The organism is Mycobacterium sp. 134, assembly GCF_048282715.1.
GTDB classification, from domain to species: domain Bacteria; phylum Actinomycetota; class Actinomycetes; order Mycobacteriales; family Mycobacteriaceae; genus Mycobacterium; species Mycobacterium septicum.
In genome coordinates this window covers 5,244,541-5,270,029 of record NZ_JBLVUN010000008.1, presented here as the reverse complement: position 1 = coordinate 5,270,029, position 25,489 = coordinate 5,244,541, and the positions used below count along the sequence as shown (strand labels likewise).

The following is a 25,489-nucleotide window of genomic DNA, read 5'->3' as shown; positions in this document are numbered from 1 at the left end:
TGGCGGCTAGTGTCCTGAGTCATTAATTACGATCTAGCTGTTAGACTGGGTCGTGCCGACTCCGCGTGCTGCCAAGATTGTGTTGACCGCTGATGAGCGGGCTGAGCTTGAGGGTTGGGCCAGGCGTCGGACTAGTGCTGCAGGCTTGGCGATGCGGTCGCGAATTGTGTTGGCAGCCGCCGATGGTGGGTCCAATACCGAACTGGCGCGGCGGCTGGATCTGTCGATCACCACGGTGCGTCGGTGGCGTAATCGGTTCGTCGTGGACCGCTGCGACGGATTGCTCGACGAGCCGCGCCCGGGCCGGCCGCGTGTCGTGGGTGATGAGCAGATCAAGGATCTGATCACTGCAACGTTGGAAACGACTCCACCGGATGCCACGCATTGGTCGACGCGGTCGATGGCCGATCACCTGGGCTTGAGTCAGTCGATGGTCTCGCGGGTCTGGCGCGCATTCGGATTAGCTCCACACAAACAGGATTCATGGAAACTGTCCAAGGATCCGCTGTTCGTGGAAAAGGTCCGCGACGTGGTCGGTCTGTACCTGGACCCGCCGGAGCGGGCGGTGGTGCTCTGCGTTGACGAAAAGACGCAGATCCAGGCTCTGAACCGCACCCAGCCCGTGTTCCCGATGCTGCCCGGTACCCCAGCGCGGGCCAGTCACGACTACATCCGCCACGGCACCTCGAGCCTGTATGCGGCCTTGAACCTGACCACAGGAACGGTGATCGGCTCACTGCACGCGCGCCACCGCTCCACTGAATTTCTCGCCTTCTTGAAGAAAATCGACGCCGAAGTCCCCGCCGATCTGGATTGTCACGTCGTGCTCGACAACGCCTCCACCCATAAGACCCCCGCCGTAAAACGTTGGCTGACAAGCCATCCCCGCTTTGTGCTGCACTTCACCCCGACCAGCTCATCATGGCTCAACCTGGTCGAACGGTGGTTCGCCGAGCTGACCACCAAGAAACTGCGCCGCGGCACCCACACCTCAGTGCGCCAACTCAACGCCGACATCCGAGCATGGATCGACACCTGGAACGACAATCCGCGCCCCTACGTCTGGACGAAGACCGCCGACCAAATCCTAGCCAGCATCGGGAACTACTGCACTCGAATTAATGACTCAAGACACTAGACGATCCGATCCCTGGCTGCCGAGCCCGGCCCACATCAATGCCAGGAGTCCCAGCGCGCAGGCCGACAAGCAGGCGCCGATTCGCAGTCCGACGGGGAGGCGGTCATCGGTCGAGGTGAAGGCCGGCGCGCCGATCGGCGGCCACTCGGGTGAGGGCTGTTCGCAGTAGCCGGCCAGCACCAGCAGATCGCCGTCGTGAATATCGTTCTGCACCAGGGTTGCTGATTCATCGAGGCGGCGGCCGCCGAGGTGTGCCAGCTGCCATTGGCGTGGTGCGCCGTCCCCGGCGCCGAGTGCATCGACGATCCACGGCAGCAGTTCGCCGACAGTCATCGCGGCGGGCAGGGACAGGTCGACGGTGGCAGCGTTCCCGGCTTCAGCCGCAGACCCGCAGTGAATCGAGACGTGGCGCAACGAATCCGGCATCGCATCACCCCCCCGGTAGACGCCGATGCATGCCACGCTAACCGACTCGGCATGCACCCCCGCACACCAAAATTTCGATGCCAAAGGGGAACCCGAATGGCCCGGCGAGCGTCCAAACGTCGATGGAACCCATCCGCCCGCCAACCACTACCCGCGCGCTCCCGGCAGCGGAACCGCCGACTGGGGAGTTGGTGATCGACGCGCCTCCTGCACTGCCTCGCGAAACCCCGGCCAGCCCGTTGACCAGGCTGTTGCCGCTGGTGCTGGTGGTCGCGATGGCGGGCATGATCGCGGTGTACGCCACCTCGGGCGCGTTTGCCTCGCGGGGCCCCGCGTCCATGATGTTCCCGATCATGATGGCGGTGTCGGCGATCGGCACGGTCGCCTACAGCTTCCGGGGCAACGGCCGGGCTGCACAGCTGCACCAGGACCGCTGTGAGTACCTCCGGTACCTCGACGGGATCGATGCCGCGACCGGAGAGACCGCCCGTTCTCAGTGGCTGGCCTTGAATGCGGAACACCCTGCGCCCGGACATCTGTGGACGTTGGCTGGTGGCGAGCGGATGTGGACGCGCCGGCCCGGTGACCCTGAGTTCTGTGAGGTGCGGATCGGGGTGGGGGACCGGCCGCTGTCCACGCGGCTGGTCGCCGGGGGTACTGATCTGGGCCGCGATTCTGACCCGGTGACGGCATCGGTTCTGGCACAACTGATCCGGCGTCGGTCGATGGTCGCTGATGCCCCGGTGACGGTGAACCTGTGCGGGCTCGGCCGCGTGACCGTGAGCGGAACGCACGCCTCGGCCCGGGCCCTGCTGCGGGCGGTGGTCTGCCAACTGGCCATGGCCCACAGCCCGCGACACGTCCGCATCGCCGCCGTGATCGACGGATCGACGACGGCTGACTGGGAGTGGTTGAAGTGGCTTGCCCATCATTGGTATCCCGACAGCCGCGCTGCGGCCACTGCGTTGCGGCTGAGCACACTTGCCGACCTGCCTGCCGCTGGGCCATTGGTGCACACCGTCGTCATCGTCGACTCCGCCACCGCGTCGGCAGCGATATCGGTACCCGGTGCGGGTGTCACGCTGGTGAGCGTGGTCGGTCCGGCCGATGCTGCCGCAATCGCCTGCTCCGATCTGCATCTGGACCTGGGCGCCGACGTGGTGCGATGCGGTGTCGCCCCGCTACAGCCCGATCAGATGAGCCAGGAACAGGCCATCACATGTGCGCGGAGGCTCGCACGGTACCGGTGCGAGCCGGTACCCGATGAGTCCGGTTGGCCTGCGCTGATCGGTATCGGCGATCCGGCCGCGATCGAACCGCCGAACAACTGGTCGATATCGGATCCTCAGCGGTTCCTTCGGGTTCCGGTCGGCCGATGTGCGGATGGCGCTCCGCTGCACCTCGACCTCAAGGAAGCCGCGCATGACGGCATGGGCCCACACGGGCTCTGTGTCGGAGCCACCGGGTCGGGGAAATCGGAGTTCCTGCGGACGTTGGTGCTGGGGTTGATCACCACGCATTCACCCGAGGAGCTGAATCTGATCCTCGTGGATTTCAAAGGCGGTGCAACGTTTCTGGGCCTACGGCGGGCCCGCCACATCAGCGCACTGATCACCAATCTGGCCGAGGAGGAGTTGCTGGTGACCCGGATGGCCGATGCGCTGGCCGGGGAGATGACCCGTCGCCAGGAGTTGCTTCGGGCGGCCGGAAACCTGTCCAACATCGCCGAGTACCGGCGCCGCACGGATCTGCCCGCATTGCCCGCGCTACTGATCGTGGTGGACGAGTTTTCCGAACTTCTCCAGCAGCACCCAGATTTCGCCGAGTTGTTCGTGGCGATCGGCCGGCTCGGACGCTCACTGGGCATACATCTGCTCTTGGCCAGCCAGCGACTCGACGAGGGCAGGCTCCGTGGGCTGGACAGTCACCTGTCGTACCGGGTGTGCCTCAAGACCTTCTCGCCCAACGAATCCCGATCGGTGCTCGGTGTCGCGGATGCGTACGAGTTGCCCAACACCCCGGGAGCGGCCTATCTCAAGACACCGTCCGGCGAGACCATCAGGTTCCAGACCGCGTTCGTCTCGGCCGCGAGCGGAGTACCCGAATCGCTGTCGCAGGTACCGCAGGCGTCGTTGCGGCCGCGACGATTCACCGCGACCCGGGTGGGGATCGATCCTCGCCCCTCGGTACCGGCAACAACCACAGTGCTGCAGCAGGTTGTCGACCGGCTGGCCGGGCATGGGACACCGGCACATCAGGTGTGGCTGCCTCCGCTGCCGCGTGCCGTCCCGCTCAGCGACGTGCTGTTGTCCGATTCGGAGCCGCTGGAGGTGGCGATCGGGCTGGTCGACCGTCCATTCGAGCAGCGCCGGGACCGATTGATGCTGGAGCTGGGCGGCGCCGAGGGCAACGTGGCGATCGTCGGTGGTCCTCAGTCCGGAAAGTCCACCGCTGCCAAGACATTGGCGGTGGCGCTGGCCGCCACTCACCATCCCCGTGACCTGACGATCTATTGCCTGGACTTCGGTGGGGGAGCATTGAATCCACTGCGGGTGCTGCCACACGTGGGCGCGGTGGCCGGGCGCGCCGACACCGATCTGGTCCGGCGCACCGTTGCCGAGCTGCATGCTCTGGTGAGCGCCCGTGAAGCGCGTTTCACCGCCCTCGGCATCGGGTCCATGGCTGAATACCGGACACGGCGTGACGGCGGGGACATCGATGATCCGTTCGGCGATGTGTTCCTGATCATCGACGGTTGGTCGACGTTCCGCGGAGAACTCGACTCCCTGGAGCCGTCGATCACCGCGCTCACCGTGCAGGGACTTTCGCTCGGAGTACACGTCGTGGTGACGGCATCGCGATGGGCGGAGTTCCGTCCGGCGCTCAAGGACCAGTTGGGAACCCGCATCGAATTGCGGCTCGGTGATCCGGCCGAATCCGAGATGGACCGCAAACGCGCCCGGCAGCTCGTCCACAGCGCACCGGGGCGGGGCCTGACGCCCGAGGGCCGCGAACTGCTGATCGCGCTGCCCCGGTTGGACGGCACGCCGAACGATGCCGGCATCGGCACTTCACTGACGCGGATCGGGGACACCCTGCGCGTCCAGTACGGTGATGCCCGAGCGCCCGTTGTCCAGTTGTTGCCGACGCGGGTGCGCCGGCCCGAGCTTGGCCCGACGCCGCGGGCCCGGCCCGCCACCGAAGTGCTGCTCGGCGTCGGCGAACGCGAACTCGCGCCGGTATTGCTCGATTTCTCCGCCCAGCCCGATCTGGTGATCCTCGGTGACACCGGTTGTGGCAAGTCCACCGCGCTGCGCGCCCTGTGCCGCGACTTGGTGGCCGTGAACGATCCGTCGAATGTGCAACTGCTCATCGTGGACTTCCGCCGCGCCCTGCTGGGAGTGGTCGAATCAGGGCATCTTGCCGGATATGCGCCCTCTGCCGGTGCGCTGGATGTCGCCCTACCGAGAGTGCTTGAGACACTGAGGAACCGGATGCCCGGGCCTGAGGTCAGCCAGCGGCAGCTCTGCGACCGCTCGTGGTGGACCGGACCGGAACTTTATGTCGTGGTCGATGATTACGACCTGGTGGCCGGTGGCGGGACGAGTCCGCTTTCGCCGCTGTTGCACTACGTGCCGCATGCCCGTGACCTCGGACTGCACCTGGTGCTGGCCCGCCGCTCCGGAGGTGCGGCGCGGGCGATGTTCGACCCGGTACTGGCCGGAGTGAAGGACCTCGGTTGCATGGGCCTGGTGATGAGCGCGAACCCCGACGACGGTGTCCTGCTGGGATCGGCACGGCCGGTTCGGCTTCCGCCGGGACGCGGCACACTGATCACCCGCTCGGCGCCCGATCAGTTGGTCCAGATCACGCTGCCCGACGGGGTCGATGCGGGGTGAGGCCGGCCGTCGTCGAGGTGGGCCCGGTGACCGTGCGTGGACCCGGCGCGGTCTCGGACCTCGCCGTGGTTGCAGTGGCGAGTATCGATGACCAGATCGCCCTGGTCGATGACGAGCCGGTTGCCGTATCGGAGCTGTGGGCCGACGTTCTCTCCTCGGCGAGTGCGGGGGCTCGGGATCTCGCCCTGGTGTGCCCGACCTGGTGGACCGCCGATCGGTGTGATCGGGTGCGGGCCGCCGCGATGCGCTCTGGGGCTGAAGTCGTTGTGATTCAGCGGGTTCAGGCTCTGAGTTGGGTGTTGTCGTGTGCGTCTTGGGCTGTGGTGGAGATCGCCGACGAGGTCGTCGTGGTGTCGGGCGCCGATGCCCGAAGCGTCACTCTGGCCCGCCACGTCGAGGACGATCTGGACCCGGAGGCGGTGATACGCGCGGTGACGGCCATTGCCGGGGTATCGGCCGAGGTAGCCGTTGATGCGCCGCCGGAGGTGGTCGGAGCGGCCGCGTTGGGCCACGCGGTGATGGCCGGATTGCGCGGCCGGGGCGCGACGGTCACCATGGCCCGGCCCCAGACGTGGCGCGCTGGACCGGACACCCCGCACACCCCTGATGTTGCGGCCGGCGCCGGGCGGGCCGGTACGCGGACGGGCCGGATGGCGATCGGTGCCGCAGCGGCGCTGGCAGCAGTGCTGGGGGTCGTCGCCTTCGCCACTCGCGGCGGCCCGGCGGACGCCGTGGCGATGACGATCCTCGTCGAGGGCCGGGTCGGCATGCAGATCCCGGCGGGGTGGTCCGTCCGGCGGATCACCGACGGGCCGGGATCGGCTCGGGTTCAGGTGGTTTCGCCGTCTGACCCGCAGATGATGATTCATCTGACTCAATCCGGGGTGGCGGAGGGCGCGGTGGCGGACACCCTGCGGCGTGCTCTGCAGGAACAGCCCGCGGGGGTGTTCGTCGACTTCGACCCGTCCGCGGTTGTCGCTGCGCGTCCGGTGGTCAGCTACCGGGAGGTCCGCGCCGGGAGGGAAATTCGTTGGTCGGTATTCGTCGATGGTGCGGTGCGCATCGCGGTCGGGTGCCAGAGTGCCCCGGAGCATGCGGAGGCGGTGCGGGTGGTGTGTGAGGCCGCCACCCGCTCAGCGCACGCGGCGTTCTGAAACCGGGTGGAACCAAAGCGGGTCGCGCTGCGTCGAATTGATATATCCCGCAAGACAAGACCAAGGGGGTCAGAGGACATGTCACCAGGACTGACGGGGCCGTTGGGCACCGACTTCGATGTGATGACGAGCGTGGCCGGCCGGATCGACGTCCTCAACGACGACGTCCGGGCCATGCTGCAGACGTTCATCGGGAAGATGAGCAGTGTGCCGCCGTCAGTATGGGGCGGCGCGGCTGCGGTGCGGTTCCGTGACGTGGTCGACCGCTGGAACGGGGAATCGCTGACCCTGCACACCACGCTGGGCCGGATCGCCGAGACCATCCGGACCAACGAGCGCACCCTGCGCGCCGCTGCCGACACGCACGCGCAGCGTCTCGGCGCCGTCGGCGACGGAATCTGATCGGAGCCGGCGATGGATCACGTTCTGTCCTACGACTTCGGCGAGATCGAATACTCGGTCCGTCAGGAGATCCACACCACTTCGCGCCGGTTCAACGCCGCCCTCGACGAATTGCGTTCGCGGATCGCGCCTCTGCAGCAGGTTTGGACCCGGGAGGCGGCGCAGGCCTATGCCGTCGAGCAGGCCCGGTGGAACCAGGCCGCGACGGCGCTCAACGACATCCTGTTCTCCCTGGGAAATGCGGTGCGTGACGGTGCCGACGAAGTGGCCGCGACCGACCGCAGTGCCGCCAACGCGTGGGGAGCCTGAGGCCGCTCAGCCCAGAAAGACATGTGCGGTCCCGTCCGGTGGAGAGGACCGGGCGGGACCGCACACTTTCGTCTGGTTCGGGCTAGCGAGCCGAGCCGGAGTCGCGGCGGGGACGGCGGTGTCCACCACCGCGCTGTTGTCCGCCTGCGCCTGCGCCGGACCCGTTCCGGGCGGCGGGGGCTCCGCCATTGCGGGAGGACCCGCTCGGGCGGTTGCGGCGCTGCTGCTGACCCGACTTGCCCGGCTGCCCGGACCTGTTGCCCTGGCGGCGCGGCGCCGGAGCGGCCGCAGCGGCCGGCTCGGGACGAATCGGATCACCGAAAACGCGGTCTCCGGGGGCGATCTCGCGAAGCACCGGATGATCGGTCCCGTTCACCCGGGTGATCGTGGGCTTGACCCCGGCCTTTTTGGTCAGGGTGCGGACATCGGAAACCTGCGCGTCGTGCATGAGGGTCACCACGGTGCCCTCGTTCCCGGCGCGGGCGGTGCGCCCGGACCGGTGCAGGTAGGCCTTGTGCTCGACGGGCGGGTCGGCGTGCACGACGAGGCTGACGTCGTCGACGTGGATACCGCGGGCGGCGATGTCGGTGGCCACCAGAACTGCCGCCGATCCGTCGGAGAACGCGGTCAGGTTGCGGGTGCGGGCATTCTGAGACAAGTTGCCGTGCAGCTCAACTGCCGAGACGCCACGCGAATTGAGCTGACGGGTCAGATTTTTCGCGCCGTGCTTGGTGCGGGCGAACACGATGGTGCGGCCCGGGGCGGCAGCCAGATCGGCAACCACGTTGACCCGCGAGGCGTTGTCCACGTGCAGCACGTGGTGGACCATCGCGGTCACCGGTGACTGTGCCGAATCGACACTGTGCACCACGGGGTCGTGCAGATAGCGCTTGACCAGCACATCGACGCCGGCATCGAGGGTGGCCGAGAACAGCAGGCGCTGGCAGTCTTTCGGCGTGCGGTCCAGCAGTCGCTTCACGCCGGGCAGGAAGCCGAGGTCGGCCATGTGGTCGGCCTCGTCGAGCACCGTGATCTCGACCGCGGACAGGTCGGCGTGGCCCGACCGCATGTGGTCTTCGAGCCGGCCCGGGCAGGCGATCACGATGTCCACGCCGCCGCGCAGCGCGGAGATCTGCGGGTTGGCGCCCACGCCACCGAAGATGTTGACCGACCGCAGGCCGGTCGCCGCGGCCAACGGGGCCAGCGAGGCTTCGATCTGGGTGACCAGTTCGCGGGTGGGCGCCAGGATCAGCGCGCGCGGCCGGTTGGGTGCCCGGCGGGTGCCGCTGGTCGCCAACCGCGCCACCAGGGGCAACAGGAACGCATACGTCTTGCCGGAGCCGGTCCGGCCGCGGCCGAGGACGTCGCGGCCCTTGAGTGAATCGGGCAGGGTCGCGGCCTGGATCGGGAACGGGGTCTGGACCCCGGTCGAGGCCAGGGTCGCGACGATCTCGGCCGGCAGGCCGAGTTCGGCGAATGTGGGCACAGCGGTGCCAGGGGTTTCTTGGACAGACAAAATGAAAGCTCCGAAAAAAATAGAGGGCGGTCGTCCTGCCCGGCGCGAGTGACATCTCGCGGCGCTCGGTGTGACGATCGAGAAGGCGGCAAAGGCAGAACAGACAAGCCGCCGTGCCCCAACTATACGGGTAGCGGGGTGGATTCCCCGATTTCTGCTGGTTGACCTGCCGGTGGTATCCATCACAGGTCGGGCTGGTCAACTATCCTGGCGGTTACGCGTGAATGCCATACCGAATGGCCCGACGCCGGGAGAGATGATCGCCGTGGCCGCATCGAGCAACGCGGGAGGCCGGATGTCTGCCCGGGCACTGCCCGCGAAGGTGCGCGCCATCCATGACCTGTTCATCGAGGGCCAGGTCGACGCCGATTCCCTGGATTCCACCCCGGTGCGCCGCGTCATCATGGAGAGCTGGCAACGCAGCCTGGCCACCGGCGTCGACCCCGATCTGGGCACCCGGGCGGCCGCCGCCGCGGCGGCGCTGACCGAATTGCGCAACACGCATCCGCTTGCGCCCACCCTGCCGCTGATCCGTCGCCTGCTGGTCGACGACGCCGTCGGTGCGGGGGTGGTGGTGGCGATCACCGCGGCCGACGGCACCCTGCTGTGGGTCGAGGGAGATCCGGGCGTACGCCGCAAGGCCGAGGCGATGAACTTCGTGCCCGGGTCGGACTGGAGCGAGCGGGCGGCCGGAACGAACGCGCCGGGCACCGCACTGGCGCTGGACCGCGAACTGCAGATCCTCGGGTCCGAACACTTCTCCCGCACCGTGCACTCCTGGAGTTGCACCGCGGTGCCCGTCCACGACCCGGCCACCGGGGTGCTGCTGGGCGCCATCGACCTGACCGGCGGGTCCGCGGTCGCGACGCCACAGACATTGGCGCTGGTCAGGGCCACCGCGGTCGCGGTCGAGAACCAGCTGGCCCTGCTGCGGCTGACCGGGCCCGTCACACCGGCCGCCCCCGAGGGGGCACGGTTGACGGTGCTGGGCGCCGACCGCCCGCGCTGGCAGGTGACCGACGCCGCGGGCCGGCCCGAATCCAGCGGGCTGACCGGGCGGCACGCCGACATCCTGGTCCTGCTGATCCGGCACCCCGAGGGGCTGAGCGCCGATCACCTGGCCTTGCTGCTCGACGACAAAGACCTCGACGTGGTCACGGTGCGGGCCGAGGTGTCACGGCTGCGCCGGGTCATCGGCAGCACCTACATCGAGTCGCGGCCGTACCGGCTGCTGGCGCCGGTGGCCAGCGATATGGGCGATGTCTTCGACGCGTTGCAGGCCGGGAACGTCTCGGCCGCCCTGGACGCCTACACGGGGGCGTTGTTGCCGCAATCGGTGTCCCCGGCCGTCGCGCGGCTGCGCACCGAGCTGAGTGCGAGCCTGCGCGAAGCGGTGCTGGCCGGGGGCAGTCTGAGCCTGCTGCGGCGCTGGCTGGCGCTGCCCGACGGCCGTGACGACCGGCAGGGCTGGCGGGTGCTTCACGACCACGCCGAGGCCGACCCGCTGGCGCGGGCGCAGGCCCGCGGCCACCTGGCGGGAATCGACTCCGAACTGGCCTGATCCGGTCCACGGGCCATGCTGAATTGTCGGCCCGCCGACGTGTGCAACGTTGCTTTTGATCAGTGCAACTGTGCTGCAACCTACTGCTGACTACCTTTAGTGATGACCGACACATCTGGTGTCCGATGCAGGAGATTGCCATGACTGTTTATGCACGTCCGGGTGCCGAAGGCGCCCTGATGTCGTTCGAGGCCCGCTACGACAACTACATCGGTGGAGAGTGGGTCGCACCCGCCGAGGGCCGCTACTTCGAGAACCCGACCCCGGTCACCGGTCAGGTCTTCTGCGAGGTGGCCCGCTCCACCGAGGCCGACGTCGAGAAGGCGCTGGACGCCGCCCACGCCGCCGCGCCGGCCTGGGGCAAGACCTCACCGGCCGAGCGGGCCGTCGTCCTCAACAAGATCGCCGACCGGATCGAGGAGAACCTCGAATCCATCGCACTGGCCGAGTCGTGGGACAACGGCAAGCCGATCCGCGAGACGCTGAACGCCGACATCCCGCTGGCGGTCGACCACTTCCGGTACTTCGCCGGTGTGCTGCGCGCCCAGGAAGGCTCGCTCTCGCAGATCGACGAGGACACCGTCGCCTACCACTTCCACGAGCCGCTCGGCGTGGTCGGCCAGATCATCCCCTGGAACTTCCCGATCCTCATGGCCGTGTGGAAGCTGGCCCCGGCGCTGGCCGCGGGCAACGCGGTGGTCCTCAAACCCGCTGAGCAGACCCCGGTTTCGGTGCTCTACCTGATGTCGGTGATCGGCGACCTGCTGCCCGCCGGGGTGGTCAACGTGGTCAACGGCTTCGGTGTCGAGTGCGGCAAGCCGCTGGCCTCGAGCAACCGGATCGCCAAGATCGCCTTCACCGGTGAGACCACCACGGGCCGGCTGATCATGCAGTACGCCAGCCAGAACCTGATCCCGGTGACGCTGGAGCTGGGCGGCAAGAGCCCGAACATCTTCTTCTCCGATGTGCTGGCCGCCGCCGACGATTTCCAGGACAAGGCCCTGGAAGGGTTCACCATGTTCGCCCTGAACCAGGGTGAGGTGTGCACCTGCCCGTCGCGGTCTCTGATCCAGGCCGACATCTACGACGAGTTCCTGGAACTGGCCGCCATCCGCACCAAGGCGGTGCGTCAGGGTGACCCGCTGGACACCGAGACCATGATCGGTGCGCAGGCCTCCAACGATCAGCTGGAGAAGATCCTGTCCTACATCGAGATCGGGAAAACCGAAGGTGCCCAACTGATCACCGGTGGCGAGCGGGCCGATCTGGGTGGCGACCTCAACGGCGGCTTCTACGTGGCGCCGACGATCTTCACCGGGCACAACAAGATGCGGCTGTTCCAGGAGGAGATCTTCGGCCCGGTCGTCGCCGTGACCTCGTTCAAGGACTACGACGACGCCATCTCGATCGCCAACGACACCCTCTACGGCCTGGGTGCCGGCGTGTGGAGCCGCAACGGCAACACCGCCTACCGCGCCGGCCGGGACATCAAGGCGGGCCGGGTGTGGACCAACTGCTACCACGCCTACCCCGCGCATGCGGCGTTCGGCGGCTACAAGCAGTCCGGCATCGGCCGCGAGAACCACAAGATGATGCTCGATCACTACCAGCAGACCAAGAACCTGCTGGTGAGCTACGCCAACAAGGCCCAGGGCTTCTTCTAGACCGTCGAGGTCGACGAGTCAGGCCCGGAAAGGTCGTCATGCTGCCGCGCGGGCAGCACCGGTGCGTGCCGGTGCTGCCAGCGGAATCGCATAACCGAATAACAACAAAAATCGGCTGCCAGCAACACCTTTCAACGATGGGAACGACTCATGACCCAGACTCTCGACGACAGCGTCGGTGCCAACAGCACCGGCCGGATGCGCGCAGCCGTGGTCACCGAATTCGGTGCACCGCTGCAGGTTTCCGAGCTCGACCTGCCGACACCCGGACCGGGTGAGGCATTGGTCAAGCTCGAGACCTCCGGCGTGTGTCACACCGACCTCCATGCCGCGCATGGCGATTGGCCGGTGAAGCCGAGCCCGCCGTTCGTGCCGGGACACGAGGGCTACGGCACCGTGGTGGCGCTGGGACCCGGTGTGACCGACCTGAAGGTCGGCGACAAGGTCGGCAACGCCTGGCTGTGGTCGGCCTGCGGCACGTGCGAGTACTGCCGCACCGGCTGGGAGACCCTGTGCGAGCAGCAGCGCAACGGTGGCTACAGCGTCGACGGCAGCTTCGGCGCCTACATGTTGGTCAACGCCGCCTACGCCGCACGGATCCCCGACGGCGCCGACCCGGTCGAGGTGGCGCCCGTCCTGTGTGCCGGGGTGACGGTCTACAAGGGCCTGAAGGTGACCGACACCCGGCCCGGCCAGTGGGTGGCGATCTCCGGGGTCGGGGGATTGGGGCACGTCGCGGTGCAGTACGCCCGCGCGATGGGTCTGCGGGTGGTCGCGATCGACATCGACGACGCCAAGCTGGAACTGGCCGGCCGGCTCGGTGCCGAGGTGACGGTGAACGCCACCACGTCCGATGTCGTGGCCGAGGTGCAGAAGGCCACCGGCGGCGTGCACGGCGTGCTGGTGACGGCGGTGCATCCGCAGGCGTTCGGCCAGGCCATCGGGCTGGCCCGCCGCGGTGGCACGATCGTGTTCGTCGGTCTGCCGCCGGGAGACTTCCCGGCGCCGATCTTCGACATCGTGCTCAAGGGGCTGACGATCCGCGGCTCGATCGTGGGTTCGCGCCAGGACATGGTGGAGGCCCTCGATTTCTACCACCGTGGCCTGATCCACCCGATCGTCGAGACGACGTCACTCGATCAGATCAACGAGGTGTTCGAGCGGATGGAACGCGGACAGATCGACGGCCGGATCGTCATCGACTACCGGTAGTCGATGACACGTCGATGGCGTCGCGAGCGGCCCGGCGGGCCCCTCGCGGCCTCGTCGTGTCGGCGTAATCGTCAATAATGTTGGCGGACAACGCGATTCGGTCCAACTGTGACGCTGGACAAATCCGGTCCGCAGGGTGATACTTCTTACTCAAAGGTTGGTTTACAGACCTTTAACGTGATTCGCCCGGTACTGGAGGCCGGCATCACCGAAGATAAATGCGTTGCAAATAAAGGAGTTTGAAATGGCGGGTGTGGAAGAACACCTGGAGAGCGCTGACTATCTGAACAAACGTCAGCTCAAATCCGGAAGCGCTGGGTGGCTGTTGTTGGCCGGCCTCGGCGTCAGCTATGTGATCTCCGGCGATTTCTCGGGCTGGAACTTCGGCCTCGAGCAGGGCGGCTTCGGTGGACTGCTGATCGCCGTGGTGGTCATCGCCGCCATGTACTTCTGCATGGTGCTGGGCCTGGCCGAACTGTCCTCGGCACTGCCGGCGGCAGGCGGTGGCTACACCTTCGCCCGCCGCGCCCTGGGCCCGTGGGGCGGTTTCGCCACCGGCACCGCGATCCTCATCGAATACTCGATCGCCCCGGCGGCGATCGCCACATTCATCGGCGGCTACGTCGAATCCCTTGGCCTGTTCGGCATTCACAAGGGCTGGTGGGTCTACCTGGCGGCGTTCGTCATCTTCATCGGTATCCACCTCGCGGGTGTCGGTGAGGCGCTGCGCCTGATGTTCGTCATCACCGCGATCGCGCTGCTGGGCCTGGTCATCTTCGCTGTCAGCGCCATCGGCCACTTCGACGTCGCCAACCTGACCGACATCGCCCCCGACACCGCCGCGCTCGGCGCTTCGAGCTTCCTTCCGCACGGCTACCTGGGCATCTGGGCCGCCATCCCGTTCGCGATCTGGTTCTTCCTGGCCGTCGAAGGCGTCCCGCTGGCGGCCGAAGAGACCGCGAACCCGGAGCGCAACGTGCCGCGCGGCATCATCGCCGCGATGACGGTGCTGATCGTCACCTGCGTGACGGTGCTGTTCCTGACGGCCGGCGCCGGCGGTGCCGACGCGATGTCGACCGTGGACGATCCGCTGGTGCAGGCGCTCGGCGGTACCGGCACGGCGGCCAAGCTGGTCAACTACATCGGCCTGGCCGGCCTGGTCGCGAGCTTCTTCTCGATCATCTACGCCTACTCGCGGCAGACCTTCGCGCTGTCGCGGGCCGGTTACCTGCCCACCTCGCTGTCGGTGACCAACAAGCGCAAGGCCCCGACGCTCGCGCTGATCGTCCCGGGCATCATCGGCTTCCTGCTGTCGCTGACCGGTCACGGTGATCTGATCCTGAACATGGCGGTCTTCGGCGCCGCGCTGAGCTACGTGCTGATGATGATCAGCCACATCGTGCTGCGGGTCCGCGAGCCGGAGATGAAGCGCCCGTACCGCACTCCGGGCGGCATCGTCACCACCGGCTTCGCCCTCGTCGTCGCGGTCGTGGCGCTCATCGCGACCTTTGTGGTCAGCCCGGTGGCTGCGGGCCTGTGCCTGGCCGTGTTCTGCGCGTTCATGCTCTACTTCGCGCTCTACAGCCGCCACCGCCTGGTGGCCAACTCGCCCGACGAGGAGTTCGCGATGCTCGCGGAAGCGGAGAGTGCCCTGAAATGAAGTACCACCAGCAGGTTTCGGGGGTGACCTACGGCTTCGACGGTCTGGTCGAGGTGATGGCCAAGGCCACCCCGCTGCGCTCCGGCGATCAACTCGCCGGTTGCGCGGCCGAGCACGACGGTGAACGCGCCGCGGCCGCCTGGGTGCTCGCGGACCTGCCGCTGGACACCTTCCTCAACGAGGAACTGGTCCCGTACGACACCGACGAGGTCACCCGGCTGATCATGGACAGCCATGACCGGCAAGCCTTTTCGGAGATCTCGCATCTGACCGTCGGCGGGCTGCGGGACTGGCTGATGGACACCGCGGCTCATGATCACAGCGCCGAGCGGCTGGCCGCCGTCGCACCGGGGCTGACCCCGGAAATGGTTGCGGCGGTCAGCAAGATCATGCGCAACCAGGATCTGATCGCGGTGTCGGCCGCCGCGGAGGTGACCGCGGCGTTCCGGACCACCGTCGGCGCCCGCGGCACTCTGGCCACCCGGCTGCAGCCCAACCATCCCACCGACGACCCGCGGGGGATCGCCGCGGCCGTGCTCGACGGGCTGCTGCTGGGCTGCGGCGACGCGGTGATCGGGATCAACCCGGCCACCGACTCGCCGCAGGCCACCGCGGACCTGCTGTATCTGCTCGATTCGATCCGCACGCGCTACGACATCCCCGCCCAGTCCTGCGTGCTGTCGCATGTCACCACCACGATCGGGTTGGTGGAGGCCGGTGCACCGGTGGACCTGATGTTCCAGTCCGTCGCGGGCACCGAGGGGGCCAACTCCGCATTCGGGGTGAACCTGCAGCTGCTGCGGGAGGGCAACGAGGCGGCGCGCAGCCTGCGCCGCGGCACGGTCGGCGACAACGTCATGTATCTCGAGACCGGCCAGGGTTCGGTGCTCAGTTCCGGTACGCACCTGGGCGTCGGCGGCAAGCCGGTGGACCAGCAGACCCTGGAGGCCCGTGCCTACGCGGTGGCCCGCGACCTGCAGCCGCTGCTGGTGAACACGGTCGTCGGCTTCATCGGGCCGGAGTACCTCTACGACGGCAAGCAGATCATCCGGGCGGGCCTGGAAGACCACTTCTGCGGCAAGCTGCTCGGCCTGCCGATGGGGGTGGACGTCTGCTACACCAACCACGCCGAAGCCGACCAGAACGACATGGACAACCTGCTGACGTTGTTGGCCGCGGCCGGAGTGGCTTTCGTCATCACCGTGCCGGGTGCCGACGACGTGATGCTCGGCTATCAGAGCTTGTCGTTCCACGACGTGCTGACCACCCGGCGCACCCTGGGGCTGCGGCCGGCCGCCGAGTTCGAGGCATGGTTGCGCAGCGTCGGGATGGTCGACGACTCCGGCAAGCTGACGCCGTTCGACCTGGAGCGTTCGGTGCTGCGGTCCCTGACTTCCGCGGAGACGTCATGAGTCCCAATGAGATTGCGGTTCAAGAGTTCTGGGATGAGCTGCGCAAGACCACGCAGGCCAGGATCGGGCTGGGGCGGGCCGGCAACGCACTGCCCACCCGCCGGGTGCTCGAACTGGCCGCGGCGCACGCCGCGGCCCGCGATGCCGTGCACGTGCCGCTGGACACTGATCAACTGGTGACGGCTGTCCGCAACGTCGGCATCGGTGAGCCGACCCTGGTGACCAGTAAGGCCACCTCCCGCGACGAGTATCTCCGTCGGCCCGATCTGGGGCGGGAACCCGCCGAGGACATGCAGGTGCCCGACACCCCGGCCGACATCGGCTTCGTGCTGGCCGACGGGTTGTCGCCGACCGCACTGGATCGTCACGGCGCGACGCTGCTCGCGGCGTTGGTGGCCGAACTGCAGGACCGCTACACCTTGGCCCCGCCGGTGATCGCGACGCAGGCCCGCGTCGCGCTCGGTGATCACGTTGCAGCGCAGGCCCACATGCGGACGGTGATCGTGGTGATCGGGGAGCGGCCCGGCCTGAGTGTGGCCGACAGCCTCGGCATCTATCTCACCCATCTGCCGATGCCCGGCCGCACCGACGCCGACCGCAACTGCATCTCCAACATCCACCCGCCCGACGGTCTGGGATACGCCGAAGCCGCGCGGGTGGCAGCCGCATTGGTCGACGGCGCGCTGGCCCTGGGCCGCTCCGGCGTCGACCTGAAGGACACCTCACGGACCTCGGCGCTCGGCACGCCAGGCCTGGCCGAACTGACCTAGTCGAACTCACCTGAACTGACCAGACAGGAACCCCTTGATGACCTCACGCGCACCGCTGTCCCTCCTCGTTGCCGCGGTGACCGCGGTGTTGACCGTCGCCGGGTGCGGCTCCGGCGCCGAGTCGGCGCAGTCGTCGGGCACGTCGGCCGAGACTCCCCCCGCCGGCTGTCGCACGTTGGCCGAGAACCCCGGTTGGTACGGCGACAACCGGGACCGGATCGACGCGATGCTCGCGGAGTTGGGGACCTGCGGGGCCAACGGATCGGTGGCCGATGGCGCACCGCTCGCGTTGTTCGACTGGGACAACACCGTGGTCAAGAACGACATCGGCGATGCGACGTTCTTCTGGATGGTGCGCAACGGCAAGCTGTGGGCACCTGCCGGTGGTGACTGGTCGACCACCAGCCCCTACCTCACTCCGCAGGCCGCGGCGGCCCTGGCCAAGGCGTGTGTCGCAGCCAAACCGGGCCAGCCGATGCCCACCGACACCGACCTCGGGTGCGCCGACGAACTGCTGTCGGTCTACACGGACGGAGAGACGCGGGCGGACGAGCCGGCCTTCGCCGGGTTCAACGCCCGCCGGTTCGAACCGTCGTATGCCTGGGCCGCGCAGATGCTGGCCGGCTGGCACGAATCCGAGCTGACCGGTTTCGCCGAGGCTGCTCGCAAGGAGAACCTCGATGCGCCCGAGGGCACCGAGCAGAAGGTCGGCAGCGGCGACGAGACCGGCTGGGTGCGGTACTACCCGCAGATGCGGGATCTGGTGGAAACCCTGCGCGCCAACGGTTTCGACGTGCGGATCATCTCCGCGTCGGCGGAGCCGGTGGTGCGGGTGTGGGCGGCCGACCTCGGTTTCGCGCCCGACAAGGTGATGGGGGTGCGGACCGAACGCGACGGTGATGTCCTGACGTCGAAGTTGGTGCCGTGCGGGGGCGAGACGGCAATCCCGTACATCGAGGGCAAGCGGTGCCGGGTCAACGAGGACGTCTTCGGGGTCAAGGGGCCCGCAGCGTTCGAGCAGCAGGCCGAGCCCAAGCGCGCGGCCTTCGGCGCCGGGGACTCCGACACCGATGTCACGTTCCTCACCGATGCCACCGCCCTGCGCCTGGTGCTCAACCGGAACAAGACCGAGTTGATGTGCTCGGCCTACGACAACGCTGACGGTCGCTGGGTCGTCAATCCGATGTTCATCGAGCCGAAGAAGAAGCAGGGCGACGCATACGAATGCGCGACGGAGGGCTACATCGAGCCCAGCGGCAAGGAAGCCCCGCTGCACCGCGCGGACGGAAGCGTGGTGCCCGACCAGCAGGACGGGGTGTCCTGACGCCGTGAGAATGCTGGCGTAAAGCTCGGAGTTTCCTGGCTCAGCAATTCCACAGCGCGCCGGCGGGGTGCCCTACAGAATTCGGGCGTCACATATGCGCCATGAGTACACATGAGGGGCAGCTGAAGCTCAAGGGGCACAGCCGGATACAGGTAACGGGCATGTTACTTGGTGTCGCTGCCATCTCGGCGATGGCGGCGTTCGCGTTGGGGCATCCCGAGGAATTGCCTGCGGGGCAGGGCAAACCGCTCGCCGGATCCGGTGATGCCCCGACGAACACGGTTTTCACCCAGCCGGTGGTCGGCCCGATGAAACTCGGCAGCACTGTCACCGATACCACCCCGCCGGTTGCGAAATAGGCTGTGGTGGAACGCATGTCAACGCGCATTCTCGGAGTGGCGGCGGCCTTCGCGGCTCCGCTGGCGGCTCTGGTCATGAGCGGGGTCGCACACGCATCGTCGCCAGATGTCGTGGGCCAGAAGTACAGCGACGCATCGGGCACTCTCAGCGGAGCCGGGTACTCACCGGTGGTGGAGACCACCGTCGGTGACCGCGAATCCTGGTCGGACTGCGTCGTCACCCGTCAACAGGACCGCACCGTGCAACCGCCGCCCAACACCACGGGCTCGGCCACCAATCAGACGATGGTGTCCCTCAACTGCGACAAGTCGGTGGCATCGGCCACCGGGCCCGGTAACTCCGCGGCCAGCCCGGAGGGCCGTGCGGCGATTCAAGCTGCTCAACAGCAGGCCGCGCAGGACCAGGCGCAGGCCGAGAAGAAGCACTAGACTCGTCACGGCAGGGCGGCCTCCTCTGACGGCAGTGCCGCCGGGCCGGTGATGTTCGGATGCGCCTTCGGCGTCGCCATGGCCATCGGCGCCCGAACCCCCGTGGTGGTTGTGGCACCCAACGTCATGGCCGGTGAGGCCACCGTCGGGGGAGGTGGGGGTGAGTGGAGTGCCACCGACGCGCCGTGGCAGGCCGGCGTCACGCTCAACCAGGTCAGCGCCGCCACGGCGCCTGCGCCGGCGATGGCGGCAATCCTTCGGATTCTGAGGTTCTGTTCGGCAGTCACGGTGCTGGGCCCTCGTTCCTGCGGTTGGATGATGTCGAGCCTTCGGTCACCCCAGTTCACGCCCGGAATCTGGGAGTTGCGATGCGTCCGCGGTGTGAGTTCTCTAGGAGGGCGGCACGCGCGCCGGGTGACGTGGGGCGGGGCTTTGCGGCCCAGCCTCCGCGCCCGGCCCTCAAGGGCGTTTTGACCTGCCGCGACGCCGCCCGGTAAGCTGCTCCGTTGGTGTGTGCTGCCCTTCTGGGGCGAGCGGGTCCCGGGTCAATGTCGGTCGCCGGGAAAACCGCGTACATGCGCCGCGACCGGCACCCGGCTCGCTCCGGGGTCCGAAACCCGAGTTAACGCTCGAATAAAGATAGAGGTATGCGCTGTGCCTACGTACACGCCGAAGGCGGGTGACACCACGCGTCAGTGGTACGTCATCGACGCCCAGGACGTGGTGCTCGGCCGGCTCGCCGTCGAAGCAGCCAAGCTGCTCCGCGGCAAGCACAAGCCGACGTTCACGCCGAATGTCGATGGTGGCGATTTCGTCATCGTCATCAACGCCGAGAAGATCGCCGTCAGCGGCGACAAGCTCACCAAGAAGTTCGCTTACAGCCACTCGGGTTACCCGGGCGGTCTGCGCAAGCGCACCATCGGCCAGCTGCTGGAGAAGCACCCGACCCGCGTCGTCGAGAACGCGATCATCGGCATGCTGCCCCACACCAAGCTCGGTCGTCAGATTCAGAAGAAGCTCAAGGTCTACGCCGGTCCGGATCATCCGCACGCCGCGCAGCAGCCGGTTCCGTACGAGATCAAGCAGGTGGCCCAGTGACCGAAACGATTGAGAACGGCGACGTCGTCGAAGCCGTGACCGAGAGCGTCGAGGTGGAGCAGGAGCACCGCGAGCCGGTCATCATCGACCGTCCGATCCAGACCGTCGGCCGCCGCAAGGAGGCCGTGGTGCGAGTTCGCCTGGTGCCCGGCACCGGCAAGTTCAACCTGGACGGCCGCACCCTGGAGAACTACTTCCCGAACAAGGTGCACCAGCAGCTGATCAAGGCCCCGCTGGTCACCGTCGACCGCGTCGAGCACTTCGACATCTACGCCCACCTCGATGGTGGCGGCCCCTCGGGTCAGGCCGGCGCCCTGCGCCTGGCGATCGCCCGCGCGCTGATCCTGGTGCAGCCGGAGGACCGGCCGGCACTGAAGAAGGCCGGGTTCCTTACACGTGACCCGCGTGCCATCGAGCGCAAGAAGTACGGCCTCAAGAAGGCCCGCAAGGCGCCTCAGTACAGCAAGCGCTGATCTGTCGCCTTTACGGCCGAACGAACCCGCCGGGTGTGTCATGTACACACCCGGCGGGTTTGTTTTTTGGTGTCCGTGGGCGTTCCCGGACTGTTGTTTCCAGTGATATCGCGTTAGCGGTTCCAGTGATGTTATCGATGGTATCGTTCTAGTTGTTAACAGCGATACGACTGGAGGCTCACATGGCACAGCGGCACGACTACGACGTGATCATCGTCGGGGCAGGCACTGCCGGCTCGGTCCTGGCGTCCAGGCTCAGCGAGGATCCGGCCGTCCGGGTGCTGCTGATCGAGGCGGGCGGCCCCGTCGCGGAACCGGCAAGTGCGATCCCGCCCCAATGGCAGACCCTGGTCGGCGGCCCGGCTGACGCCGGCGGACTCACGCCCGTACAGGCCGGCACGGGAACCGCGATCCATGTGGCCCGTGGTCGCGGCCTCGGCGGTTCGTCGTCGATCAATGCCATGATGTTCGCCCGCGGGCATCGCGAGAGCTACACGGACTGGCCTCTGGGCTGGCAGTTCGACGATCTGCTGCCCTACTTCAAGCGAAGTGAAACGGTGCGCGCCGGAGATCCGGCCCTGCGTGGGGTCGACGGGCCGCTGCACGTCGGAAAGGCAGACCCGCCCAACGCCGTGCTGGCCGCGGCCCTGTCCGCGGCCGGACAGTGTGGGTACTCCCTGGCGCGCGACATCAGCAGTGGGGACGAAATAGGCTTTGGTGCAGCAGATCTGACGATCCGCCGAGGACGCCGACAGAGTGCGGCGGACGCCTACCTGCTGCCCGCGCTGGGGCGCCCCAATCTCGAACTGGTCTCCGGCGCCCTGGTGCACCGGTTGCTGATCAGCGCCGGCCGGTGCATCGGTGTGCGCTTCCACACCGCGGATCGCGCCGTCACCGAGAGCTTCGCGGGGGAGGTGGTGCTGGCGGCCGGGGCGATCGGCTCGGCCCAGCTGTTGATGTTGTCCGGGGTGGGGCCGCGGGCGCACCTGGACGCAGTCGGCATCGACGTCGTCCACGATCTGCCCGGAGTCGGATCCAATCTGCAGGACCATCCGCTCACGGGTGTCATATATCATGCAGCACAACAAATTCCGACACCGGAGAACAATCACGGTGAGGCCATGGGCCTGATCCGTACCGCCTCCACCGACGGGCCTCCAGACCTGCAGATCCTGCTGGTGGACACGGCCGCGGTGACGGGCCTCGATCTACCCGACACATATCTGATCGGGGTGTCGGCCATGCAGCCATACAGTCGCGGCAGCGTCAGGCTGGCCACGGCGCACGCCGACCAGGCCCCGGTGGTGGATCCGAATTACCTCAGCGACGAACGCGACTGGAAGGTCATGGTCGAAGGCTTCAGGATCGCCCGTGAAATCGGGGGCGCACCCGCCTTGTCCGCCTGGCGCGGAGAGGAACTGGCCCCCGGTCCCGCGGTGGTGGACGAGGAGTCGCTGCGACAGTTCATCCGGGCGAGTGCCAGTTCCTACTTCCATCCGGCCGGCACGTGCGCGATGGGTGATTCCCCGCAGTCGGTCGTGGACACCGGCCTTCGTGTCCACGGCATCGCCAATCTGCGGATCGCGGACGCCTCGGTGATGCCGTCGCTTCCGTCGAACAACCCGATGGCGACCGTCTACGGACTGGCCGAGCGGGCGTCCGCTCTGATTCGGGACGCTTCGTGACGGCCGCTCAGGGGGTCGTCTGATCGGCGAGCCGGCCCAGCCATTCCTCCAGCAGCGCCCGCTCGGCTGAGCTGACCGGGACGTCGCCGGCTCCCCGCAGTGCCTCGGCAAGGGCCACGGCACGGGCGGGGAGTTCGGTGCTGTGAGCCTGTGGTGTCGATGCGCTGTGCAGGATCGCCGAGAAGACGTTCTCGCGAACGATCTCGGACAACTGGAAATCCCGCTCGCCCGGCGCCTGCTGCACCAGGGTCAGGATGATTCCGAGGCCGGCGGAATAGATGTAGCGGGTGGCGCGGTCGACGCTCATGGCGAGCCTGCCCTGATCGCCCAGCTTGGCCACGGTCTCGGCGAGCAGGTTCACGGTTTCGGTCTTGGCTGCGGCGCCGAGCTCACCGGGCTGTCGGGTCGGCGCGTAGGCGAGCAGGTACGCGGCGGGGTGCCGGAGCGCGAATTCCAGGTGGAGGTCCCATATCTTGCGCAGTTGGTCGAGCGGATCGGTGGACTCGTCCATGAGCTGGCGCTTGGCCGCGATGTACTCCCGCAGCAGATAGTGCGTCAGCGCATCGAGCAGGCCGTCCTTGTCGCCGAACTGCCGATAGATGACCGGAGGCTGGACGCCGGCGGCCGCCGCGACCGCCCGCGTGGAGACCGCGTCGACGCCGCCGGAGTCGAGGAGCTCGGCTGCTGCCCGGAGCAGATTGTCGGCGTTGCTGGGCCGTTCGCTGTTCTGGCTTGCGGTCACCATGTTTCCGACGATAACAAAATCCGCGAATCACTTGTTCACCTGCTGGCCCCGACCTGGGTGGGCGAGCCCGAACGAGGCGAATTCCGCCCCGTTGACCTCGGCAGACACTCATATGAGGCGGTTTCTTGCCGATTCGAGGTTTGAGGACCGTGTCGAGGTGGAAGTCCTCGGGGCGGAGAGCAGGGGCCGCTTTGTGTCAGCAGGGTTGTGCACCGCAGGACCTTCCTGCCACCGGTGAAACGTCGTACCGACGTCGGGGGACCGGGGCCGCTTTCCCATCGGAAGGAGCAATTGTGGGGAACTTCGTGAAGACTGCGACCGCGGGCGCGATGCTCGGCGGATCGCTGCTGTTTACGGTCGGCCTGGGGATCGCCAACGCCGCGCCTGACACGCTCGGCGACGGCAAGGTGAATCTCACCCTCGGCAACGTCTCGGTCCTGGAGAACGTCGACACCGCCGCGGCGGCACAGATCGCGGCGGGGGTGTGCGATAACACCGACACGTCGTCGCTGACCACTGCTGTGCAGGGTGTCGACACGAACGGCGCCGACCACGTCGTGTGCACCAACAACCTGGGGACCATCTCGTTCAGCCAGAACGGCACCAGTGAGCGACCCGGCAATGCCGCCGAGGGAACGGCGCCGCGTAGCGTCGCGCCGGCGGCGCCGACGACGCCTCAGGCTCCTGGAGCCGGCCACTCCTCGTCGGATGGCGAGGGCAGCTAGCGATTCGTCGCCGGCCCTGCCCGCGGATCAGCTGCGGGCAGGGATCCGGTGATCATGCATCCGAGGATCACGAACGAATATCGATCTGGCCCCGGGATGGTCGCTGACCTCGTCGGTTGTGTTTCCGGCAGCCAATTATGAGAAGTTTAAGGGCATGGGTCGACTGTTCGGCACCGATGGGGTGCGCGGGGTCGCCAATCGCGATCTGACCGCTGAACTGGCAATAGCACTCGGTTCGGCGGCCGCCCGGCGTCTCGGCAACTCCGTGGGACCCGGCCGGCGGGTCGCCGTGGTGGGCCGTGATCCGCGCGCCAGCGGCGAGATGCTGGAAGCCGCGGTGATCGCCGGTATCACCAGCGAGGGAGTCGACGTCTTGCGCGTCGGGGTCCTGCCGACGCCCGCGGTGGCGTATCTGACCAGCGCTTATGATGCGAACTTCGGGGTGATGATCTCCGCGTCGCACAACCCGATGCCCGACAACGGCATCAAGATCTTCGGTCCCGGTGGGCACAAGCTCGACGACGCCGCCGAGGACCGCATCGAGGAACTCGTGCAGGCGGGGCCCGGAAGCAGGCCCACCGGTGCCGGGATCGGCCGGGTTCTCGACGCCGAGGACGCGTTGGACCGCTACCTGCGCCACGCCTCCAAGGCCGTCACCACCCGCCTGGAAGGCCTCACCGTCGTCGTCGATTGCGCGCACGGTGCGGCATGGGCGGCCGCTCCGCGGGCCTACCGGGCCGCCGGAGCCAACGTCATCGCGATCAACGCCGCGCCCAACGGCCTCAACATCAACGACGGCTGCGGATCCACCCACATGGATGTGCTGCAGGCCGCGGTTCTCGAGCACGGCGCCGATCTGGGCCTCGCCCACGACGGCGATGCCGACCGGTGCCTGGCGGTGGACGCCGCGGGCCGGCTCATCGACGGCGACGCGATCATGGTGGTGCTGGCGCTGGCCATGCAGGAGGCCGGCGAGTTGGCCTCCGACACGTTGGTGGCCACGGTGATGAGCAATCTCGGTTTGCACCTGGCAATGCGGGCGGCCGGTATCGAGGTCCGCACCACCGGTGTCGGGGACCGCTACGTGCTGGAGGAACTGCGGGCCGGCGAGTTCTCGCTCGGTGGTGAGCAGTCGGGTCACATCGTGTTGCCCGGCCTGGGCACCACCGGTGACGGCATCGTCACCGGCCTGCGCCTGATGTCGCGGATGGCCCAGACCCGCAATACCTTGGCTGCGCTTGCCGAGCCGATGCGCACGTTGCCGCAGGTGCTGATCAACGTTGCGGTCCAGGACAAGGCCGCGGTGGCCACCGCGCCGTCCGTGCAGTCCGCCGTTGCCGAGGCCGAGGCTGAACTGGGCGACACCGGGCGAATCCTGTTGCGGCCCTCGGGTACCGAACAGGTGGTCCGGGTGATGGTCGAGGCCGCCGACGAGAACACGGCCCGCCTCCTCGCGGTGCGGGTGGCCGATTCGGTCAGCGGCCAGTCAGCCTGAGGGAACCGCACGGCTCCCGGCTGCGTCTAAACC

Annotated in this window: 24 protein-coding genes; 20 read left to right on the top strand and 4 right to left on the bottom strand. The window is 67.7% G+C overall.

Annotated features, from left to right (window positions below; translation table 11 throughout):
• The first annotated feature begins 52 nt into the window (after positions 1–52).
• Positions 53–1,138: an IS630 family transposase gene (locus ACNQVK_RS29995; protein ID WP_025997290.1), complete on the top strand. Its 1,086-nt coding sequence runs from the start codon at positions 53–55 to the stop codon at positions 1,136–1,138.
• Here the strand turns inward: ACNQVK_RS29995 and ACNQVK_RS29990 are convergent.
• The gene (locus ACNQVK_RS29990) at positions 1,127–1,564 is read right to left on the bottom strand and encodes an EsaB/YukD family protein (RefSeq protein ID WP_418032430.1); all 438 of its coding nucleotides are present in this window, start codon (positions 1,562–1,564) and stop codon (positions 1,127–1,129) included. The genes ACNQVK_RS29995 and ACNQVK_RS29990 overlap by 12 nt on opposite strands.
• A gap of 122 nt (positions 1,565–1,686) precedes the next feature.
• Between ACNQVK_RS29990 and eccCa the strand changes: the two genes are divergently transcribed.
• The 4 genes from eccCa (at position 1,687) to ACNQVK_RS29970 (ending at position 7,328) form a co-directional block, all read left to right on the top strand.
• Positions 1,687–5,463, top strand: coding sequence for a type VII secretion protein EccCa (gene eccCa / locus ACNQVK_RS29985; RefSeq protein WP_418032429.1), 3,777 nt, complete (start codon positions 1,687–1,689; stop codon positions 5,461–5,463).
• Positions 5,464–5,489: 26 nt separating this feature from the next.
• The gene (locus ACNQVK_RS29980; RefSeq protein WP_418032428.1) at positions 5,490–6,617 is read left to right on the top strand and encodes a type VII secretion-associated protein; all 1,128 of its coding nucleotides are present in this window, start codon (positions 5,490–5,492) and stop codon (positions 6,615–6,617) included.
• Between the two features lie 78 nt (positions 6,618–6,695).
• Positions 6,696–7,019, top strand: coding sequence for a WXG100 family type VII secretion target (locus ACNQVK_RS29975; RefSeq protein WP_273732900.1), 324 nt, complete (start codon positions 6,696–6,698; stop codon positions 7,017–7,019).
• 12 nt (positions 7,020–7,031) lie between these two features.
• The gene (locus ACNQVK_RS29970) at positions 7,032–7,328 is read left to right on the top strand and encodes a WXG100 family type VII secretion target (RefSeq protein ID WP_418032427.1); all 297 of its coding nucleotides are present in this window, start codon (positions 7,032–7,034) and stop codon (positions 7,326–7,328) included.
• A gap of 82 nt (positions 7,329–7,410) precedes the next feature.
• Here ACNQVK_RS29970 and ACNQVK_RS29965 read toward each other — a convergent pair whose 3' ends face one another.
• Positions 7,411–8,814 carry a DEAD/DEAH box helicase gene (locus ACNQVK_RS29965; RefSeq protein ID WP_418034426.1) on the bottom strand — a complete coding sequence of 468 codons (1,404 nt, stop codon included), beginning with the start codon at positions 8,812–8,814 and terminating at the stop codon, positions 7,411–7,413.
• Positions 8,815–9,100: 286 nt separating this feature from the next.
• On the opposite strand from ACNQVK_RS29965, the gene ACNQVK_RS29960 reads away from it, so the two are divergent.
• The 10 genes from ACNQVK_RS29960 to ACNQVK_RS29915 all read left to right on the top strand — a co-directional run bounded on the left by ACNQVK_RS29960 (position 9,101) and on the right by ACNQVK_RS29915 (position 19,235).
• The gene (locus ACNQVK_RS29960; protein WP_418034424.1) at positions 9,101–10,405 is read left to right on the top strand and encodes a GAF domain-containing protein; all 1,305 of its coding nucleotides are present in this window, start codon (positions 9,101–9,103) and stop codon (positions 10,403–10,405) included.
• Positions 10,406–10,545: 140 nt separating this feature from the next.
• Positions 10,546–12,069, top strand: a complete 1,524-nt coding sequence (gene adh / locus ACNQVK_RS29955; RefSeq protein WP_211157807.1) for an aldehyde dehydrogenase — start codon at positions 10,546–10,548, stop codon at positions 12,067–12,069.
• A gap of 150 nt (positions 12,070–12,219) precedes the next feature.
• The gene (gene adhP, locus ACNQVK_RS29950; RefSeq protein ID WP_211157808.1) at positions 12,220–13,281 is read left to right on the top strand and encodes an alcohol dehydrogenase AdhP; all 1,062 of its coding nucleotides are present in this window, start codon (positions 12,220–12,222) and stop codon (positions 13,279–13,281) included.
• Positions 13,282–13,389: 108 nt separating this feature from the next.
• Entirely contained in the window at positions 13,390–13,524 is a 135-nt protein-coding gene (locus tag ACNQVK_RS29945) for a hypothetical protein (protein ID WP_418032426.1), read from the top strand.
• A gap of 1 nt (position 13,525) precedes the next feature.
• Positions 13,526–14,941 (top strand): ethanolamine permease, encoded by a 1,416-nt coding sequence (eat, locus tag ACNQVK_RS29940; protein ID WP_211157809.1) that lies wholly within the window; start codon positions 13,526–13,528, stop codon positions 14,939–14,941.
• Positions 14,938–16,353 (top strand): ethanolamine ammonia-lyase subunit EutB, encoded by a 1,416-nt coding sequence (locus tag ACNQVK_RS29935; protein ID WP_418032425.1) that lies wholly within the window; start codon positions 14,938–14,940, stop codon positions 16,351–16,353. The genes eat and ACNQVK_RS29935 overlap by 4 nt, the downstream gene beginning before the upstream one ends.
• Positions 16,350–17,123, top strand: a complete 774-nt coding sequence (eutC, locus tag ACNQVK_RS29930) for an ethanolamine ammonia-lyase subunit EutC (RefSeq protein WP_418032424.1) — start codon at positions 16,350–16,352, stop codon at positions 17,121–17,123. Before ACNQVK_RS29935 ends, eutC begins: the two co-directional genes overlap by 4 nt.
• Before the next feature lie 37 nt (positions 17,124–17,160).
• Complete coding sequence (locus ACNQVK_RS29925; RefSeq protein ID WP_418032423.1) at positions 17,161–18,447, top strand: HAD family hydrolase; 1,287 nt, start codon at positions 17,161–17,163, stop codon at positions 18,445–18,447.
• 101 nt (positions 18,448–18,548) lie between these two features.
• Positions 18,549–18,806, top strand: a complete 258-nt coding sequence (locus tag ACNQVK_RS29920) for a hypothetical protein (protein WP_418032422.1) — start codon at positions 18,549–18,551, stop codon at positions 18,804–18,806.
• Positions 18,807–18,821: 15 nt separating this feature from the next.
• Positions 18,822–19,235 (top strand): hypothetical protein, encoded by a 414-nt coding sequence (locus tag ACNQVK_RS29915; RefSeq protein ID WP_418032421.1) that lies wholly within the window; start codon positions 18,822–18,824, stop codon positions 19,233–19,235.
• A gap of 5 nt (positions 19,236–19,240) precedes the next feature.
• On the opposite strand, the gene ACNQVK_RS29910 is transcribed toward ACNQVK_RS29915, so the two are convergent.
• A complete protein-coding gene (locus tag ACNQVK_RS29910) occupies positions 19,241–19,582 on the bottom strand; it encodes a hypothetical protein (RefSeq protein ID WP_418032420.1) in 342 nt (113 codons plus the stop codon).
• A gap of 307 nt (positions 19,583–19,889) precedes the next feature.
• On the opposite strand from ACNQVK_RS29910, the gene rplM reads away from it, so the two are divergent.
• The 3 genes from rplM to ACNQVK_RS29895 all read left to right on the top strand — a co-directional run bounded on the left by rplM (position 19,890) and on the right by ACNQVK_RS29895 (position 22,491).
• Positions 19,890–20,333: a 50S ribosomal protein L13 gene (gene rplM / locus ACNQVK_RS29905; protein ID WP_044516286.1), complete on the top strand. Its 444-nt coding sequence runs from the start codon at positions 19,890–19,892 to the stop codon at positions 20,331–20,333.
• A 35-nt stretch (positions 20,334–20,368) separates the two neighbouring features.
• On the top strand, positions 20,369–20,806 hold the full coding sequence (gene rpsI / locus ACNQVK_RS29900) for a 30S ribosomal protein S9 (RefSeq protein WP_110918039.1): 438 nt from the start codon (positions 20,369–20,371) through the stop codon (positions 20,804–20,806).
• A 182-nt stretch (positions 20,807–20,988) separates the two neighbouring features.
• On the top strand, positions 20,989–22,491 hold the full coding sequence (locus ACNQVK_RS29895) for a GMC family oxidoreductase (RefSeq protein ID WP_418032419.1): 1,503 nt from the start codon (positions 20,989–20,991) through the stop codon (positions 22,489–22,491).
• A 7-nt stretch (positions 22,492–22,498) separates the two neighbouring features.
• On the opposite strand, the gene ACNQVK_RS29890 is transcribed toward ACNQVK_RS29895, so the two are convergent.
• Positions 22,499–23,236, bottom strand: coding sequence for a TetR/AcrR family transcriptional regulator (locus ACNQVK_RS29890; RefSeq protein ID WP_418032418.1), 738 nt, complete (start codon positions 23,234–23,236; stop codon positions 22,499–22,501).
• A 293-nt stretch (positions 23,237–23,529) separates the two neighbouring features.
• Here ACNQVK_RS29890 and ACNQVK_RS29885 point away from each other — a divergent pair, with 293 nt between their 5' ends.
• Positions 23,530–23,961 carry a hypothetical protein gene (locus tag ACNQVK_RS29885; protein ID WP_418032417.1) on the top strand — a complete coding sequence of 144 codons (432 nt, stop codon included), beginning with the start codon at positions 23,530–23,532 and terminating at the stop codon, positions 23,959–23,961.
• Positions 23,962–24,115: 154 nt separating this feature from the next.
• Positions 24,116–25,456, top strand: coding sequence for a phosphoglucosamine mutase (gene glmM, locus ACNQVK_RS29880; protein ID WP_418032416.1), 1,341 nt, complete (start codon positions 24,116–24,118; stop codon positions 25,454–25,456).
• Positions 25,457–25,489: the final 33 nt, after the last annotated feature.

What these genes read in the sequence shown, in the direction of transcription:
- ACNQVK_RS29990 (WP_418032430.1), bottom strand. Translation starts at nt 1,564, where the DNA reads ATGCCGGATTCGTTGCGCCACGTCTCGATTCACTGCGGGTCTGCGGCT.
- eccCa (WP_418032429.1), top strand. Translation starts at nt 1,687, where the DNA reads ATGGAACCCATCCGCCCGCCAACCACTACCCGCGCGCTCCCGGCAGCG.
- ACNQVK_RS29975 (WP_273732900.1), top strand. Translation starts at nt 6,696, where the DNA reads ATGTCACCAGGACTGACGGGGCCGTTGGGCACCGACTTCGATGTGATG.
- ACNQVK_RS29970 (WP_418032427.1), top strand. Translation starts at nt 7,032, where the DNA reads ATGGATCACGTTCTGTCCTACGACTTCGGCGAGATCGAATACTCGGTC.
- ACNQVK_RS29960 (WP_418034424.1), top strand. Translation starts at nt 9,101, where the DNA reads ATGATCGCCGTGGCCGCATCGAGCAACGCGGGAGGCCGGATGTCTGCC.
- adh (WP_211157807.1), top strand. Translation starts at nt 10,546, where the DNA reads ATGACTGTTTATGCACGTCCGGGTGCCGAAGGCGCCCTGATGTCGTTC.
- adhP (WP_211157808.1), top strand. Translation starts at nt 12,220, where the DNA reads ATGACCCAGACTCTCGACGACAGCGTCGGTGCCAACAGCACCGGCCGG.
- eat (WP_211157809.1), top strand. Translation starts at nt 13,526, where the DNA reads ATGGCGGGTGTGGAAGAACACCTGGAGAGCGCTGACTATCTGAACAAA.
- ACNQVK_RS29935 (WP_418032425.1), top strand. Translation starts at nt 14,938, where the DNA reads ATGAAGTACCACCAGCAGGTTTCGGGGGTGACCTACGGCTTCGACGGT.
- eutC (WP_418032424.1), top strand. Translation starts at nt 16,350, where the DNA reads ATGAGTCCCAATGAGATTGCGGTTCAAGAGTTCTGGGATGAGCTGCGC.
- ACNQVK_RS29925 (WP_418032423.1), top strand. Translation starts at nt 17,161, where the DNA reads ATGACCTCACGCGCACCGCTGTCCCTCCTCGTTGCCGCGGTGACCGCG.
- ACNQVK_RS29920 (WP_418032422.1), top strand. Translation starts at nt 18,549, where the DNA reads ATGAGTACACATGAGGGGCAGCTGAAGCTCAAGGGGCACAGCCGGATA.
- ACNQVK_RS29915 (WP_418032421.1), top strand. Translation starts at nt 18,822, where the DNA reads ATGTCAACGCGCATTCTCGGAGTGGCGGCGGCCTTCGCGGCTCCGCTG.
- ACNQVK_RS29895 (WP_418032419.1), top strand. Translation starts at nt 20,989, where the DNA reads ATGGCACAGCGGCACGACTACGACGTGATCATCGTCGGGGCAGGCACT.
- ACNQVK_RS29890 (WP_418032418.1), bottom strand. Translation starts at nt 23,236, where the DNA reads ATGGTGACCGCAAGCCAGAACAGCGAACGGCCCAGCAACGCCGACAAT.
- glmM (WP_418032416.1), top strand. Translation starts at nt 24,116, where the DNA reads ATGGGTCGACTGTTCGGCACCGATGGGGTGCGCGGGGTCGCCAATCGC.